The sequence below is a fragment of the Agromyces sp. NPDC058126 genome, assembly GCF_042884595.1.
In the GTDB taxonomy this organism is placed as follows: domain Bacteria; phylum Actinomycetota; class Actinomycetes; order Actinomycetales; family Microbacteriaceae; genus Agromyces.
Window position 1 is genome coordinate 513962 of record NZ_JBHVTS010000002.1, and the last position, 15373, is coordinate 529334.

The 15373-nt window shown below is 71.3% G+C and carries 13 protein-coding genes; 5 read left to right on the forward strand and 8 right to left on the reverse strand.

The features are described 5' to 3' along the window. Positions 1-136 precede the first annotated feature (136 nt). The 4 genes from ACFVTR_RS07600 to ACFVTR_RS07615 form a co-directional block, all read right to left on the reverse strand. A complete protein-coding gene (locus ACFVTR_RS07600) occupies positions 137-1486 on the reverse strand; it encodes an extracellular solute-binding protein (RefSeq protein ID WP_387036127.1) in 1350 nt (449 codons plus the stop codon). Positions 1487-1687: 201 nt separating this feature from the next. Next, a complete protein-coding gene (locus tag ACFVTR_RS07605) occupies positions 1688-2941 on the reverse strand; it encodes an ROK family protein (RefSeq protein WP_387036129.1) in 1254 nt (417 codons plus the stop codon). Between the two features lie 86 nt (positions 2942-3027). Continuing rightward, positions 3028-3393 carry a hypothetical protein gene (locus tag ACFVTR_RS07610; RefSeq protein ID WP_387036131.1) on the reverse strand — a complete coding sequence of 122 codons (366 nt, stop codon included), beginning with the start codon at positions 3391-3393 and terminating at the stop codon, positions 3028-3030. Positions 3394-3492: 99 nt separating this feature from the next. Continuing rightward, the gene (locus tag ACFVTR_RS07615) at positions 3493-3705 is read right to left on the reverse strand and encodes a hypothetical protein (protein WP_387036133.1); all 213 of its coding nucleotides are present in this window, start codon (positions 3703-3705) and stop codon (positions 3493-3495) included. A gap of 288 nt (positions 3706-3993) precedes the next feature. On the opposite strand from ACFVTR_RS07615, the gene ACFVTR_RS07620 reads away from it, so the two are divergent. Further along, entirely contained in the window at positions 3994-5103 is a 1110-nt protein-coding gene (locus ACFVTR_RS07620) for an epoxide hydrolase family protein (RefSeq protein ID WP_387036135.1), read from the forward strand. Positions 5104-5164: 61 nt separating this feature from the next. Here ACFVTR_RS07620 and ACFVTR_RS07625 read toward each other — a convergent pair whose 3' ends face one another. The 3 genes from ACFVTR_RS07625 to ACFVTR_RS07635 form a co-directional block, all read right to left on the reverse strand. Continuing rightward, positions 5165-8812: an alpha-L-fucosidase gene (locus tag ACFVTR_RS07625; RefSeq protein ID WP_387036137.1), complete on the reverse strand. Its 3648-nt coding sequence runs from the start codon at positions 8810-8812 to the stop codon at positions 5165-5167. Positions 8813-9052: 240 nt separating this feature from the next. Next, entirely contained in the window at positions 9053-9703 is a 651-nt protein-coding gene (locus tag ACFVTR_RS07630) for an NADPH-dependent F420 reductase (protein WP_387036139.1), read from the reverse strand. Between the two features lie 52 nt (positions 9704-9755). After that, positions 9756-11450 carry a S8 family peptidase gene (locus tag ACFVTR_RS07635; RefSeq protein WP_387036141.1) on the reverse strand — a complete coding sequence of 565 codons (1695 nt, stop codon included), beginning with the start codon at positions 11448-11450 and terminating at the stop codon, positions 9756-9758. Positions 11451-11629: 179 nt separating this feature from the next. Here ACFVTR_RS07635 and glsA point away from each other — a divergent pair, with 179 nt between their 5' ends. Together glsA and ACFVTR_RS07645 are read left to right on the forward strand one after the other, a co-directional pair. Further along, entirely contained in the window at positions 11630-12850 is a 1221-nt protein-coding gene (gene glsA / locus ACFVTR_RS07640; RefSeq protein WP_387036143.1) for a glutaminase A, read from the forward strand. A 463-nt stretch (positions 12851-13313) separates the two neighbouring features. Next, positions 13314-13733 carry a nitroreductase/quinone reductase family protein gene (locus tag ACFVTR_RS07645; protein ID WP_387036145.1) on the forward strand — a complete coding sequence of 140 codons (420 nt, stop codon included), beginning with the start codon at positions 13314-13316 and terminating at the stop codon, positions 13731-13733. 20 nt (positions 13734-13753) lie between these two features. Here the strand turns inward: ACFVTR_RS07645 and ACFVTR_RS07650 are convergent, their stop codons facing one another. After that, the gene (locus tag ACFVTR_RS07650) at positions 13754-13939 is read right to left on the reverse strand and encodes a hypothetical protein (RefSeq protein WP_387036147.1); all 186 of its coding nucleotides are present in this window, start codon (positions 13937-13939) and stop codon (positions 13754-13756) included. A gap of 254 nt (positions 13940-14193) precedes the next feature. Here ACFVTR_RS07650 and ACFVTR_RS07655 point away from each other — a divergent pair, with 254 nt between their 5' ends. Together ACFVTR_RS07655 and ACFVTR_RS07660 are read left to right on the forward strand one after the other, a co-directional pair. After that, entirely contained in the window at positions 14194-14463 is a 270-nt protein-coding gene (locus ACFVTR_RS07655; protein WP_376943790.1) for a DUF1876 domain-containing protein, read from the forward strand. 83 nt (positions 14464-14546) lie between these two features. Next, positions 14547-15344, forward strand: coding sequence for a hypothetical protein (locus ACFVTR_RS07660; RefSeq protein ID WP_387036149.1), 798 nt, complete (start codon positions 14547-14549; stop codon positions 15342-15344). Positions 15345-15373 lie beyond the last annotated feature (29 nt).

Below are 15373 nucleotides of genomic sequence, written 5' to 3' on the forward strand. Positions count from 1 at the left end.
CGACGGGATGACCGGCAGCAGGCGCACGAGCGACCGCCGCCCCGCCCGAGGGGGTTGCCGGCCGGCGCGGAAGTTCGGGTCATCCCGCGTCGGCCGGCCGCCTTCGATCGGGGGCGACGAGACCGCGACCATGCTCCTAGCCGGTCACGTTCTCTTCGCCGACGATCCCGACCACCGCCTCGTCGTAGGCGGCGGCGGCCTCCTCCGGCGTCATCTGCCCCGTCATGACGGCCTCAGTGGCCGCCTGGATCTCAGCCGAGATCTCGGGGTAGTCGGCCGTGGCCGGCCGGAAGTGGGTGTACGTCACGAGGTCGGTGAAGAACCCGATGAACGGGTTCGCCTCGAGGTACGACGGGTCCTCCGCGACATCCGTGCGCACCGCGATCTGCGAGTTCGCGATGTTGTACGCCAGCGCGTTCTCCTGGTTCAGCGCCATCGCGAGGAAGTCGAACGCGGCGTCGGGGTTGCCGCTGTTCGCGCCGACCGCGAGGGTCCAGCCGCCCGAGAGGCTCACCGCCCCGTCGCCCTGCCCCTCCTGGGTGGGGAACGCGGCGACGCCGATGTCGTCGACGTACTCGGGCCAGGCGTACTGGCCGCCCTCCATCCAGAACGACGGCGACCACGAGCCCTCGATGGTCCCGGCGATCTGCCCGCCGGGGAACCACTCGCCGAAGAGCTTCTGCCACATCGAGCCGTCGAGCGCGACGTCGGGTGCGGGCGCGAGGCCCTCGGAGTAGAGCGTCTCGATGAACGCGAGCGAGTCGACGAAGCCCTGCGAGCCCGTGACCCACTTCTTCGCGTCGGCGTCGTAGAGCACGTCGTCGGTGCCGTACATCAGCATGCCGAAGCCCTGCATGACCGAGCCCTCGCCCGCGGGCTTGCCCGAATACACGTTGAACGCGACCTTGTCGGGCTGGGCGGCGTGCACCTTCCGCGCCGTCTCGAGGATCTCGTCCCAGCTCTTCGGCTCCCACGGCAGCGCGACGCCGGCCGATTCGAGCACGGACTTCGAGTACCAGATGCCGCGGGTGTCGGTGCCGAGCGGCACGGCGTAGACGCTGCCGTCGTCGGCGCGGCCGGCCTCCTTCGCGCCCTCGTTGAACTTCGACCAGTCGTCCCAGTCGGCGAGGTATTCGTCGAGGTTCAGCAGGTAGCCGGCGTCGACGTCGCTGCGCACCTTGAAGGTGTCCTCGTAGAACACGTCGGGCGCGGTGTCGGGACTCTGCTGCATGAGGGCGAGCTTCGTGGCGTAGTCCCCCTCGTCGGCGACGATGGGTTCGAGCTCGACGGTGATCCCGGGGTTCGCGTCTTCGAAGGCCGGCTTCACCGTGTTGAAGAGGTCGTCGAGCGCGACGAAGGCGTCGGTCTTCTGGTACACGATGCGGATCGTCTGGTCGTCGCCGCCGGAGTCGGCACTGCAGCCGACGAGCGAGACGGATGCCGCGGCGATGACCGCGAAGGTGAGGGTGGCGCGGGTTCGTTGCATGGTGCTCGGCTCCCTTGCTCGAGTACTGCAGTGCGGATGCTCCGGTTCGGGCGGGGCAGAAAGCGATTCGCCCCGGGGAGCAAGCCGGCTCCCCCGAACCGTGCTCCACGGGGCGATCGCAATCCCCACTCGCACATAGTAAATCGAATGGAATTACTCGGCAACCCCCAAGTTTCCCCTCGGCGAAGAGCCGGGCCGGCCTCAGATGAGCAGCAGGCGGTTCGCGGTCGGCGCGAAGGTGCGCTCGAGCACGAGGCTGGCGGCGCCGATCGCCGCGACATCCTCGCCGACGCCGGTGCCGACGACATCGAGCTCGCGCAGGGCGCTGGTCGCGCTGTACTCCGCGAGCCGCGGCGGAATGCGTTCGAGGTAGCGCGCCTGGAGGCGCGCCCAGAACGGCCCGCCGAACACGACGCGATCGACGTCGAGCAGGTTCGTGATCACCGCGACGGCGCGCGCGGTGCGGTCGGCCGCGAGGTCGAGGATGCCTCCGGCCACCGCGTCGCCCGCGTCGGCGGCCGCGCACAGCCGGTCGAACTGCGCGTCGATCTCGGGCGGCGACTCGTGCGGGGCTTCGGCCCGCAGCACGCCGAGGCGCTCAGCCTCTTCGACCATCGCCTGCGGGGTGATGGTGACTGCGATGCAGCCGCGCTGCCCGCACGCGCAGGGCGGGCCGTCGGGGTCGGCGACGATGTGGCCGATCTCGCCCGCGTTGCCGGAGACCCCGCGCATGAGGTCGTCGCCGAGCACGAGCCCCGCGCCGATGCCGGTGCCGAGGTAGAGGAAGACGAAGGATCCGGTGCCGCCCTCCCCGCCGACCCAGGTCTCGGCGACGGCGGCGGCGACCACGTCCTTGTCGACGAGCACGGGAAGGCCTGTGGCCTCCTCGAGCGCCTCGCGCAGCGGGACGCGGTGCCAGCCGTGCAGGTTCGGCGGGTCGACGATGGTGCCGCGCTCCTGGTCGATGGGCCCGGGGGCGGCGAGCCCGAGGCCGACGAGCTTCTTGCGCGCGATGCCCGAGTCGGCGACGAGCTGTTCGACGTGGTCGCGGATGCGGTCCATCACGTGCTCGGGATCGCTCGCCTCGGGGGTGCGGTGGCGCGCGTGCGCGACGACGTGCCCGGTGAGGCCGAGCAGCACGAAGGTCATCACAGCGGGGTCGATGTGCACGCCTGCGGCGTAGAGCCCCACCGGGTTCAGCCGCAGGATGGTGCGGGGCTTGCCGAGGCCTGCGGCGCTCGTCTTGCCGGCCTCGACGATGTAGTCGTCGTCGAGCAGGCGCCGGGCGATGTTCGACACGGTCTGCGTCGAGAGCCCGGTGAGCTCGACGAGTTCGACCCGACTGCGGCCCTCGGGGGCTCGTCGGATGGCGTCGAAGATGACCGAGCGGTTGAAGTCGCCCATGCGCGGGAGGTTGGTGCCGCGCCGCGGGGCAGGGGGTGCCGAACCGATCATGCGCCGACCCCTCCCGCCGCCGTCTTCGCGCAGCTGCGCCCTTCCATCGAGTTTGTCACATCGATGGAGAAATCGGGATGGTCGGTCTACTGCTCGCCGATCAGGATGCCGCGCTCGCTGGTCTGCGCGCGCACCGCGCCGACGAACTCCTCGAACGCGGCCTTGCTCTTCGCGTAGCCGATGGCGCCGCCCTTGACCGCGCCGAGGCCGCCCTTCTCGTCGAAGCGCAGCCAGGTGTTGCCGTACTGGTCGATGCCGATCGCGAAGGTGAACGAGACGTGGAAGCCCTTGCCCGCCATCGCCCCGAGCCACAGCGTCTTCTGCAGACTGCCGCGCTCGACCTTGATGCTGCCCTGGACCGGGGTCGTCGCCGTGTAGCCGAGGCTCTCGGCGATGGAGATGACGACGGGCACGGTCAGCTGGTCGTCGCCAGCGAGGATGAGCTGGGTCATGGGGGAAGGGTCCTGTTCGGGTCGTGGAGTCACAGTCGGGTCGCGCCGGATTCGGCGAGACGACCCTACCGTGAGCCCGCCGCTCCCCGGTGCCGCTGCTCAGGCGGCCGGGCGGGGCGCTGCGGCTCCACGGCCGCGGTGCAGGCTGCCTCGACGCCCCGCCGCTCGTTCGGCGCGTGCCGCGCGCTCCGCGCGTTCGCCCTCTTCGAGGCGGCGCTCGTGGGCGCGACGGCGGCGCTCGTTCACGACGGCGGCTTCGCGCTCGTCGGCGGTCTGGAGCGTCTGTGCGATGTAGCCGACTGCGAGGTTCATGTCCCGATTCCCTTCGGTGCGGCGCCGTGGTGGCTGCCTGACCCTCAGATTCCTCGCTGAGGTGGGGCGGTCGGATCGGGCGAGTGCCCTATATCCCCTGCCCGAGCACCTCAGATCGCCGGATGAGGTACCTCAGACCCCCGGTCGGCGACCTTCCCTCCGGCGCGAGCGGTACCGAAGTACCGAAGTACCGCGCACATCCACGCGACACCTCCGCGACGGAAGCCCCGGCAGGCCCCGCGCATCGCCCCCCTTCTCGACGTCACCGGCACCCGGTACGGTCGGCGCATGAGCGCGCTCGAGCGGTTCGAACTCCACGTCTCCGACGCCGTCCTCGACGAGCTGCGTGATCGCCTCGGGCGCACACGCCTCCTCGACGACTCACCGCGGCTCCCGCCGTCGGGCATCACCGCGGCCTACCTCCGCGAACTCGTCGACTCCTGGATCACGTGGGACTGGCGGTCCCGCGAGGCCTGGCTCAACACCCACCCGCAGTTCATCGCCCCGATCGACGGCGCCCAGGTGCATTTCGCCCACCTGCGTTCAGCGCGGCCCGACGCCCCGGCGCTGCTCGTGATGCACGGATGGCCGCACACCTTCGCGCTGCAGCTCGACTTCGCCGACCGGCTCGCCGAGTTCGACGTCGTCGTCGCGAGCCTGCCCGGCTTCGCCTTCTCGTCGCCGTACGCCGAGGGCCCGCTCTCCGAGGCGCGACTGGCGGCCACGATGCACACGCTGATGACCGAAGTGCTCGGCTACGAGCGCTACGTCACCTACGGCGAGGATGTCTCGGCCAACGTCAGCGACCTCATCGCCGCCACCCACCCCGAGCAGGTCGCGGGCATCGTGGCGACGCACGCGCACTTCCCGACCTCCACCGAACGCGCCGCCCTCACGCACCCGGCCGAGCTGACGTTCTTCGCGTCACTCGCCGACCGCGAGTGGCCCGACGGCGCGTACGGCCACGTGCAGGCCACCCGGCCCGACGTGCTCGCCGCGGCGCTCAACGACTCCCCCGCGGGCCTGCTCGCATGGATCGCCGAGAAGTACGTCGGCTGGAGCGACACCCCGCCGGGCGACCCGCGCCTCGTCGAGCGCCGCATCTCCCGCGACCGCATCCTCACCGAGGCGACGATCTACTGGGTCACCCAGTCGATCGCGACCTCGTTCCGGCCGTACTTCGAGGGCCAGGACGACGGACCCATCCCACCGACGAGCGTGCCGGCGGCGGTGTTCATCCAGCGGCACGAGGCCGCCTACCCCGAGTCGCTCGCGCGGCGGCACTACCTCGACCTGCGCGTCTTCGACCGGCTCGAGGCCGGCGGCCACTTCGCGGCGGCCGAGGTGCCCGACGACCTCGCGGCCCGCGTGCGGGCGTTCGTGAGCGAACTCAGCTGAGACCGAAACACATGGGGATGCCCCAGGCCGGAGCCCGGGACATCCCCATGTCGCGTCGCGGTCAGTCGCCGCAGCCGCCTCCCGACCCGGCCGCCGCAGCGGGCGTCACGACGAGGCGGGCGCTCGCCGAGGCATCCTCTGCGGTCGCCGTCAGCGTGCGCATGCCGGGCTTCGTCGCGGGCAGGGTGACGGTCGCCGTGCCCGAGCCGTCGGCGCCGGCGGTGACGGTGCCGAGCTCGACGGCGAGGCCGTGCTTCGGCGTCTTCGAGGCGAGGGCGAGCTCGACGGTCGCGCCGCGCGCGAATCCGGCGATCTCGACCTCGAGCTCCTCGCCGATCGCGGCCTTGCAGACCGAGAGCGTGATCGCCTCCGAGCCGGGCTCGACCGGGTTCGGCAGTTCGACGACCCAGCCCTGGGCGGCGAGGCCGCCGAAGACTTCCTCCAGGGTGCGCTCGCCGAAGCTCGGCTCGATGACACCGTCGTACACCGACACGGTGATCGGGTCGTCGGCGGTGCCGTAGCCCCAGAACGGCGTCGACGAGTCGGCGCACTCGCTGCCCGACTTCACGCGCACGTCCGCGCCGACGGCGAGCTCCGCGGTGCGGAACTGCTCGAGCGAGGTGAACGGGTGCTCGGCGCTGCCGTCGCCCGCGGCGGGTGCCGCGCAGTCGAGGAAGACCTCGCTGAGCTTGCCCGGGTCGTCGGCCAGCTGCTCGTACAGGGCGAGCGTCGCGAGCGAGTACGGTGCCCGCGCCTGGTCGATCGAGACGCGGAACTTCTGCGCCGTGACCGCCTGCGGCAGCGTCACGATGCGGCTCACGCCGATCGTGCCCGCCTTCGCGACCTCGACCCACGCACCGTCGACCTCGGCGTCGATCGAGAACTTCTCGACGACCTGCCCGTGCTCGAGCACGCCCTCGGCGAGCGCGATGCGCCGCACCGACTTCGGCGAGCCGAGGTCGATCGTCACGTCGCCGGGCTCGGCGCTCGCGCTGAGCCATGACGAGCGACTGTCACCGTCGGTGAGGGCGTTGGATGCCTCGCCCTCGGTCCCGACCGCGACCGGCACGCCGAGCGCGTGGTCGAGGGTGAGCGCCTTGCGCCGCTCAGCCGCGAAGCCGTCGAGCGCGGCGACCGAGGCGGGCGCGAAGGTGCCCGTCGTCGTCGGCGGGGTGTTCAGCAGCATCACCGAGTTGCGCCCGGTCGTGCCGAGGTAGTGCCCGAGCAACGCCGACGGGGTCTTCGGGGTGTCGGTCGGGTGCGCGAACCAGCCCTGGGTGAGCTTCATGTCCGACTCGGTCGGCCACCAGTGCAGCGCGTTCGCCCCGCTCGCGACGGCCGACTGCAGCATCGCGGCCGAGCCGACCTGCTCGAAGGTGCCACCGCCGACGACGCCGATCTTGCCGCCGTCGCCGGCGTCGCTGATCGGCACGGGCGCCCATTCGTCCTGTCGGGCGGTGCCGCTCTCGTTGCCGACCCAGCGCACGTCGCGACCGCCGACCGCGACGACCGCGTTCGGCTGCAGCTTCGAGATGAGGTCGTAGAAGGCGGGGTAGTCGTAGAACTCCTGCTTGCCCGTGTTGCCCTGGGCGCCGTCGAACCAGACCTCGTCGACCTCGCCGTACTGGGTGAGCACCTCGTAGAGGGTGTTGAGGAAGAAGGCGCCGTAGTCGGTCGCCGGGTACTCGAACGTCGGCAGGTCCTCGCCGGTGCGGTCGTCGCCGTCGACGAGGGTCGGGATCGTCCGGGGCGTCTTCGCGCTGCCGTTGCCGAACACCCCGAACTGCTCCTCGTGCGAGTCGGCGGGCGACATGTAGAGGCCGACCTTCATGCCGTACTTGTGCGCCGCGGTCGTGAAGTCGCGCACGATGTCGCCCTTCCCGTCCTTCCACGGCGTCGAGGCGACGTCGAAGTCGGAGTAGCGCGAGGGGTAGAGGAGGAACCCGTCGTGGTGCTTCAGCGTCAGGATCGCCATGCGGTGACCGCTATCGCGCAGCGACTTCACCCACGCGTCGACGTCGAGCTCGCCCGTCGGCTGGAACCGGCCGAGGTCCTCGGTGCCGTGGCCCCACTCCTGGTTGTAGAAGGTGTTGATGCCGAAGTGCACGAAGGCGGTGAGGCCGAGCTCCTGCCAGTCGAGCTGCGCGTCGGTCGGGCGCACGAGCGCGGCCTTCGCGAGCACGTTCGCCGGGCAGTCGGCGCTCGTCACCTGGATGTAGTTCGCCGGCGAGATCTCGCCGAGCGGCAGGCACGGCATCGGCTCGTCGAGCTCCTGGTAGCGGAACGCCCCATCGTCGAATGCGCCGTTCAGCAGCGCGAACCGGGTGCGCTCGACACTGCCCTTGAAGCCGCGGTTGCCGATCGCGGCGACCTCGTTGCCGATCGCGAGGGTCTGGGTCGCCTTCGCATTGCGGGTCGAGGGCGCGGGGGCGGTGACCTCGGGCAGCTCCTTGCCGTCGAGCCAGGCGATGACCTTCGTCTCGGCGGAGCCGGGCACGTAGGCGAGCGAGAGCACGTGGGCCTGGCCCACTGCGGGCAGGGCGACCTTGCCCATGTAGTCGCGCCAGGTGCCGCCGACGTTCGCGCTGAACCCGTACTGCAGCCCGTCGCTGCGGTAGCGCGCGCTCAGGTTGCCGCCGACAGCGGCCACCGTCGCGAGGTCGGCCTGCGCGCCCGAGGCGGTGAACTCGGTCTCGATCACGAAGGCACGGTCGAGGGATGCCCCGGTGAAGAGCTCTTCGCTCGCCGTGAAGTCGGCGGCCTGGTTCGCTCCGCCGAGCTGCAGGTCGCCGCCCGTGACCGTCGCGGTGCTGCGCAGCGAGAGGGCCCCGTCGAGGCGCTCGCCGGCGGCCGGCGTGTACGCCGAGGCATCCGTGCCGCCATCGAACTGCACGTCGAGCAGCGTCGTCGTGATCGGCGCCGGCTGGAACTCGAAGAGCTCGGGGTCGTAGGCGCCGACATCGCCGACGACGCGAACATGGCCGAGCTCGCCGACGATGCCGCGGCCGGCGCCGGCGGGGTGCACCTCGTTTCCGAATCCGAAGGCGTTCGTCGAGGCCGACTGCACGCCGACGCCCGCGTCGGCGGCGAGGGTCTGCAGCTCGACGCCGTCGAGCCACGTGTGCAGCTCGGCGCCGTCGTCGGTCGTCACGTACTGCACCGAGAGCCGGTGCGCGACGCCCACGGCCGGGGCCGGCGCCTCGGCGCGATGCGTCGACCAGTCCGAGCCGTCGTACGAGTCGAAGCCGTAGACGAGCTTGCCGCCCTGGGTGCGCACGTAGAGGTTGCCCGCGGCCGAGAGGATGGTCGACATGTCGGCCTGGGCGCCGGTCGGGGTGAACTCGACCTCGGCGAGGAAGCCCGGTGTCGGCGTCGCGCCGCCGAACGAGAAGTCGGCCGCCTCGAAGCGGATGCCCTCGGTGGTGCCGTGCAGGCGCACTCCCCCGGCCGCCAGCTGCTCTTCACCGCCGGCGAGGCGGCGCACGACGCCGCGCATCGACTCGCCCTCGGTCGTCGTGTACGCGGTCGTGCCGACGAGCGAGCCGCCGAAGCGGATGTCGAGGTCGTCGCCCTCGGCGGCGCTCGCGATGCCCGCAGGGGCGAGCCCCGTGAGGGTCACGCCGAGGGCGGCGACGAGGGCGAGGATCCGGCGGCGGGATCGTGAGGTCCGTGGTGTTCGTGGTGCGGTCGTGGTACTCGGCTCGGTCATCGTCAACGTCACTCCAGTAGCTGATCACTCGCGGGCAGCGACACTGCCGCCCTGCCGGGGAGCGTAGTAGTTATCCGATGTTTAAGCAACGATGCGGCGCCCGCTTCGCGTAAGAGCCTTTATTCCGACGATATTCGACGGAATAGCGCCCCACTGAGATCCGATCTTTACCGTCCTTTCGGATGCCGCGGCACACGACAGCGGCCCGGAACCCACCGGGTTCCGGGCCGCACTGCGAGGTCACGCCGCCGCGGCGCGCTCCGCCTTCGCGAGGTTCGCGACGAGCTCGTCGCGGGTCTGCGCCCCGGCCGCGTAGGCGGGCTGGTCGCGCTCGACGCGCCAGCTGTCGTCGAGCGGGCCGACGTTCACGGTGTCGAAGCCGAACTCGTCGTAGAGCGAGGTGACGAAGGCCGCGGCATCCTCGTGGTCGCTCGCCGTCGCGAGCGCACGGCGGGCCGGATCGCCCGCCGCGCGGCCGTCGGTCGTGATGTCGGCGGCCACGATGTGGTTGAAGCCCTTGGCGACATGGCTCGTCGGCAGGTGCTTCTGCAGCATGCCGGTGACGGTGTCGCGGCCCTCGTCGAGGGCGGGCACGTGGCCGTCGCGCTCCCAGTAGTAGTTGTCGGTGTCGATCACGATCTTGCCGGCGAGCGGTTCGACCGGAATCGAGGCGTACGCCTTGAACGGCACGGTCACGACGGCGATGTCGGCGGCGGTCGCGGCCTCGGCGGCGGTCGCGGCGCGGGCCGAGGGGCCGAGCTCGGCGATGAGGCCCTCGAGCGTCTCGGGTCCGCGCGAGTTGGCGATCACCACCTCGTATCCGCTCTTCACGGCCGCGCGTGCGACCTGGCTGCCGATGTGTCCTGCACCGATGATTCCGAGAGTGGTCATGAGGAGTGCAACGTGGGCGGGCGGGAGTTGTTCCCGGCGCCACGCCCCCGACTCACCCGATCCCGCCCGCCGAGATCTCCTTCGCGAACGCCTCGAGGGTGCCGTCGATCGCGACCTCGGCGATGCGGTCGGCCTCTTTCGCGGTGAGCTTGAGGCCGGCGCGATCGAGAGCGCGCACCTGTCGCGCGAGCCGCTTCACCAGTTCGCGCCGTTGCGCGGTGCCGAGGCGCCTCCATTCGGGGTCGATCGGCACCGGACCCTTGCCAGGAACCCAGATCACTCCGGGCGCGTCATTCAGCACGCCGAAGAGGATGTAGGCCCACAGCACGTACTTGTCGAAGTTCACCCGGAACTTGTCGTCCTCGATGATCGCCTCGATGATGGCGCGCAGGTTCGGCATGACGCCGATGCGGTCGGTCGTCGGGATCGCGCTCGGGGTGTTGATCGCCGACGACAGCCACGAGCGCATCGCCGACGGCCCGAGCGGCCAGCCCTCGCGGGCGCGGTGCCAGCTGTTCAGCAGCAGCGCGGCGCCCGTCACGATCGGGCTCGCACCCGAGGTGCCGCCGAACGAGCTCGTGTACTGGGTGGTCGAGGTGCCCGTCCATCCGTCGCCGGTGGTCGTGATGCCCTGCCCCCAGCCGTAGCAGTCGATGCGGCTGCCGAAGTTCGAGAAGCTCAGCCGCGAATGCGGCGCCGTCGATGACCCTGCGCCGACCATGATCGCGCCCGAGTCGCGGAAGTCGGCGTGCCCGCGGCGCAGCACGCGCTTGCCGTCGGGGTCGGTGAAGTCGTCGAGGTCGTTGCCGCCGTTGCCGGCCGCTTCGACGACGATGATGCCGGCGTCGGTGGCGTCGCGGATCGCGTCGAATACGGCATCCTCGACTTCGACCGGCAGGTAGCCCGAGTCGCCGATCGTGGTCTGCGCCTCGAGCAGCAGCACGTCGCCCGGCGACATGGCGTCGGTCGCCGAGATGATCGCCTCGGCGGTGCGGTACGAGGTCGAGGTGCGGTACTGCGACACCACCCGAGCGGATGCCCCCGGCGCGATGCCGACCACGCCGATCGCGTTGTCGACGCCGACGACCTCGCCGAGCACGGCGGTGCCGTGCCCGTGATAGGCCTGACTCACACCCGAGATGATCGTGATGTTCGCCGCGACGAGGTCTTCGTGGTTGCGGGTCCAGCCCTGTTCGAGGTCGACGAAGCCGATGCCGCTGCCGTCGGCCGCGCCCCAGGCCCAGCGCGCGTCGATCCCGGCGGGAGCGGCGTCGAGGTAGCCCTGGTCATCGCTGCGCGGGTCGTCGCTCGCGTCGACGGGCGGCGGAGTGGGCCCGCCTTCGACGTAGGCGCTCGCGATGTCGTCGCGCGCCGCGAGCTCTTTCGCGAGCCGTCGGGCCGAGACCTGGTCGGGCACGACGATCGCGGCGTAGCCGGCGAAGCGCTCGCGGCGGGCGCGGCCGAGCGAGAGTTCGCCGGCGAGCGGTTCGAGGCGCGCCTCGCGCGCGAGCGCATCCTGTTGCTCGGCGAGCACGTCGGCGAGGTAGGCGGCCGCGTCCAGCAGTTCGGCATCGCCGGGTTCGGGTTCGGGAGCCGCTTTGCCCTTGCCTCGGCGCGGTGGCGCGGCATCCGTTCGTCGTCGCTCGGTGAAGTCGCGACGCGCGTCGTCGCGCACCTTGACGATGATGCGTGATTCGACGCGCGGCGTTCGTGCCGCCTTCGGCTGTTCGCCGTCGATGAGGCCCATGATCGTGCTCGCTCTCGGTGCCGGGAGGTCGGTCGGGCGACTGCGACGAGTGCCGCGCACGGCGGCCGGCCATCGTGGACGGAATCACCACGATGCTGCGCCGAACGGCGCACCGTCGCATCAGGGCGGGCACCGAGCCGAAACCGCCGCGCGAGCGTCAGGAGTCGTAGGCTGACCGCATGGCTGCCGCTCTGGGGGATCCGGTCCGTCACGCACTCGAGTCGGTGCTCGAGGCCGTTCGAGATCGCACCGACGGCGCGGTCGCGACGTACATCCCCGAGCTCGCGACGGTTGACCCCGAGCAGCTCGGCGTCGCGCTCGCGAGCACGCACGGGGTCGTGCACGAGGCCGGCGACGTCGAGGCGGAGTTCACGATCCAGTCGGTGTCGAAGCCGTTCGTGTTCGCGCTCGCGGTCGACGCGCTCGGACTCGACGTCGTGCGCCGGCACACTGACCTCGAGCCGAGCGGCGAGCCGTTCAACGCCATCAGCCTCGACGAGGCATCCGGTCGGCCTCGCAACCCCATGATCAACGCGGGCGCCATCGTGATGAGCTCGCTCATGAAGGGCGACACCGCCGACGAGAAGTTCGCCGTCGTGCGCGACGGGCTCGAGCGGTTCGTCGGCCACGACCTCGTCGTCGACGAGGAGGTGTTCGGCTCGGAGGCATCCACCGGGGATCGCAACCGCGCGCTCGCCTACCTGGCCCGCTCGGCGGGCACCCTCGGGTCGACCGCCGAGGTCGCGACGACGGCGTACTTCCGCCAGTGCTCGCTCATCGTGACCGCGCGCGACCTCGCGATCATGGCGGTGACGCTCGCGACCGGCGGCGTCAACCCCGTCACCGACGAGCGGGTCGTCAGCGAGGATGCCGCACGCTGGACCACCGCGGTCATGACGAGCTGCGGCATGTACGACGAGTCGGGCGATTGGATGGTGCGCGTCGGCCTGCCCGCGAAGAGCGGCGTCGGCGGCGGCATCGCCGCGGTGCAGCCCGGCCAGTTCGGCATCGGGACCTTCAGCCCGCGTCTCGACCACCGCGGCAACAGCGTGCGCGGCGTCGCGAGCCTCGAACTGCTGTCGCAGCGGCACGGCCTGCACATGCTGCAGCACCACGGCCCGCCGCTCTCGCCGATCGCGTCGCTCACGCGCGAGGACTCCGGCGACACGATCGCGGTGCTGCGCGGCGAGATCCTGTTCTCGGAGGCCGAGGAGGTGCTCACGCGCCTCGCGCCCCTGGTGGGCGACCACGGATGCCTCGTGCTCGACTTCTCGGGAGTGACGCGGGTCGGCGACGGCGCGAAGCGGGTGTTCGTCGCCGCACCCGAGCTCGTCGGGCAGGCGCCCGACGGGCGTGCACGGGTCGCGGTGCGGGACCCGGAGGGAGTGCTGGGCGACTGACGGGGTGTCGGCTGCGCCGACCCTCGTATCGCTCGCCTTGCAGGTCTCCGAGGGGAGGTTCTCCTTCGCGGACCCTGTGGCGATGTGGCCATGTGGCGGGCCAAGGTGTGGCCATGTGGCCGAGTGGCCGACCTCGGTGTGGTCGTGTGGTCATGTGGCCGACGCCGGTGTGGTCATGTGGCCATGTGGTCGCGCCTGCTGGAGGTAACCTCGAGTGTTCAAGGCGCTCCCGGGCCGCGGCCGCGAGCCGCGCCGAGGTGATGGCGAGCTCGATCGCGGGAGTGGTCGAGCGGGTGGTCGGCGCCATCGGAACGGTGCGGGAAGAGTCGAACCCCATGGTCGTCTCCTGAAGTGACTCCGGACTGAGCCGAAGATCACGACGCTAGACCGGCCCTCCGACATCCGGCCATCGACGACGACGGCCGGGCTTCACACGGCCTCGCGATCTCGCGAGAATCGGAGCATGGCGATGGGGTGGTTCAAGCGCGGCTGGCTGACGCTGATCAAGCACACGCTCAACCCGCTCACGCTCGGAATGGCGCGGCGCGGCCTCGGGCCGTTCGCGCTCATCCGGCACAGGGGGCGCAAGAGCGGGCGCACCTTCGAGACGCCGCTCATCCTCGCGCGAGTGCCTGAGGGGTTCGTCGCCGAGCTCACCTACGGCCCCGAGGTGAACTGGTATCGCAACGTCGTGGCGGCCGACCGGGCGACCGTGATCTGGCGGGGCCGCGAGTTCACGGTCGCCGGCGTCGAGCCGATCGAGACGGCCGCGGGCCTGCGCGCCTTCGGCCCGCCGGCGTCGTGGGTGCTGAAGCTGCTGCGGCGCCACGAGTTCCGGCTCCTGCGCGAGCCGCCGCCCGCTGCCGAGGCATCCGACCCGTGATCGTGAACCGGATGCCTCGGTCAGTGCGCCGCGTGCAGGTGCAGGCGGTCGGCGAGGCGGTGCGCGCGGCCGGCGCGTGCCGAGCGGTCGGCGCGCTCGACGGCACGGCGCTCGTGCTCGGTGCGGCGGCGCTCGTTCACCGTGGCGGCGAACTCGGCGTCGTTGCGGTGGAGGGTGGTGGCGATGAAGCCGGCTGCGAGGTCCATGGTTCCGATCCCTTTCGGATGCTTCGCGGCCGATGTTCCGGCCGCCTGAGATCAGACTCGTCGCTGAGGTACCGAGTGCGTATCGGGCGGGTGCCCTATCTTCGCGGGGCGTGGCAGAGCTACCCGGTCTGAGGTACCTCAGGTCGGGAATGAGGTGCCTCTGGCGGGGCGGGATGGGTGCAGGATTCTCTCGCCGCGCGGGCGGCAGGTCGGTACCCTGAGAGGTGGAACCGGACCGGAAGGTGGTGAGTTCCATGGATGCGACGAAGCAGTGGAGCGTCACCGTCGACATCGACGAAGAAGAGAACACCACGAGGGCTGAGGCCACGGTGCGCACGCCCGCCGGTCGGGAGGTGACCGGCGTCGGCAAGGCCGATCGAAATCCACTCGATCCGAACGTGCCCGCGATCGGCGACGAGCTCGCGGTCGCCCGCGCGCTGCACGATCTCTCGGAGCGGCTGCGGCACACGACGGAGAAGGACATCTCGGGCATCACCGGGCAGCCGTCGCACGTGCATCGCTAGGGACATCGGTCGCGCGCGACGGCGCCGCTGCCCTCGGCAGCAGGCACTGGCCGCGCTCCCCCGCACGCGCTAGCCTCGCGCCCATGACCTGGATCCACGGCACCACCTCCGCCGGCGTGCCCTACAGCGCCCGCGCCGCGACCCGCCCCGAGGCCCCGATCGTCGTCGGCTGGCACCTGCTCGACCCGCCGACGACGCCCGCCGGGATGGCCGCCGCGCTGCCGCTCGACGGGCTCGACGCGCACGTGATCTACCTCGGCCTGCCGCTCAGCGGCGAGCGCGCGCCCCACCCCGACTTCGAGGCGCTGCTCACGAGCGGCATCGACATGGTCACCGACTTCTTCGGCCCGATCCACGAGCAGGCGCTCGCCGAGTTCCCGGCGGCGCTCGACGAGCTGCGCGGCACGCTCGGTGCATCGGATGCCTCGGCGCTCGCCGTGCTCGGCGGTTCGGCCGGGGCATCCGTGGCTGCCGAGGTGTTCGCGACCCATGCCACCTCGCACCGAATCGTCGCGTGCGTGCTGCTCAATCCGATGCTGCAGCTGCGGCCGATGATCGACGCGATGGCAGAGTTCCTGCCTGAGCCGTACGCGTGGAGCCCTGCGGCCGACGCCGTCGCCGCACGCATGGACTTCGTCGCCCGCGCGCCCGAGCTCATCCACGACCGACTGCTGATCGTCGAGGGCTCCGACGACGAACTGCACTTCATCGCGGCGGTGCGCGAGCTCGAACGCCTCCGAGTCGGCGAGGTGCGGTTCGTCGACGGCGTCGCCCACCCGCTCGCGGCGTGGCCCGAAGACCCGGCGGCCGAGCGCACCGAGGGCGCGAAGACCTACGACCGCATCGCGGCCGAGTGGATCGCGGAGGCGACCGCGGCGTGAGGCGACCCGTCGCCGTCTGACGGCGACTC

Bases quoted from the DNA above. Each gene is read 5' to 3' on its own strand.
- ACFVTR_RS07600 (WP_387036127.1), bottom strand. From the start codon at position 1,486: ATGCAACGAACCCGCGCCACCCTCACCTTCGCGGTCATCGCCGCGGCA.
- ACFVTR_RS07605 (WP_387036129.1), bottom strand. From the start codon at position 2,941: ATGATCGGTTCGGCACCCCCTGCCCCGCGGCGCGGCACCAACCTCCCG.
- ACFVTR_RS07610 (WP_387036131.1), bottom strand. From the start codon at position 3,393: ATGACCCAGCTCATCCTCGCTGGCGACGACCAGCTGACCGTGCCCGTC.
- ACFVTR_RS07615 (WP_387036133.1), bottom strand. From the start codon at position 3,705: ATGAACCTCGCAGTCGGCTACATCGCACAGACGCTCCAGACCGCCGAC.
- ACFVTR_RS07620 (WP_387036135.1), top strand. From the start codon at position 3,994: ATGAGCGCGCTCGAGCGGTTCGAACTCCACGTCTCCGACGCCGTCCTC.
- ACFVTR_RS07625 (WP_387036137.1), bottom strand. From the start codon at position 8,812: ATGACCGAGCCGAGTACCACGACCGCACCACGAACACCACGGACCTCA.
- ACFVTR_RS07630 (WP_387036139.1), bottom strand. From the start codon at position 9,703: ATGACCACTCTCGGAATCATCGGTGCAGGACACATCGGCAGCCAGGTC.
- ACFVTR_RS07635 (WP_387036141.1), bottom strand. From the start codon at position 11,450: ATGGGCCTCATCGACGGCGAACAGCCGAAGGCGGCACGAACGCCGCGC.
- glsA (WP_387036143.1), top strand. From the start codon at position 11,630: ATGGCTGCCGCTCTGGGGGATCCGGTCCGTCACGCACTCGAGTCGGTG.
- ACFVTR_RS07645 (WP_387036145.1), top strand. From the start codon at position 13,314: ATGGCGATGGGGTGGTTCAAGCGCGGCTGGCTGACGCTGATCAAGCAC.
- ACFVTR_RS07650 (WP_387036147.1), bottom strand. From the start codon at position 13,939: ATGGACCTCGCAGCCGGCTTCATCGCCACCACCCTCCACCGCAACGAC.
- ACFVTR_RS07655 (WP_376943790.1), top strand. From the start codon at position 14,194: ATGGATGCGACGAAGCAGTGGAGCGTCACCGTCGACATCGACGAAGAA.
- ACFVTR_RS07660 (WP_387036149.1), top strand. From the start codon at position 14,547: ATGACCTGGATCCACGGCACCACCTCCGCCGGCGTGCCCTACAGCGCC.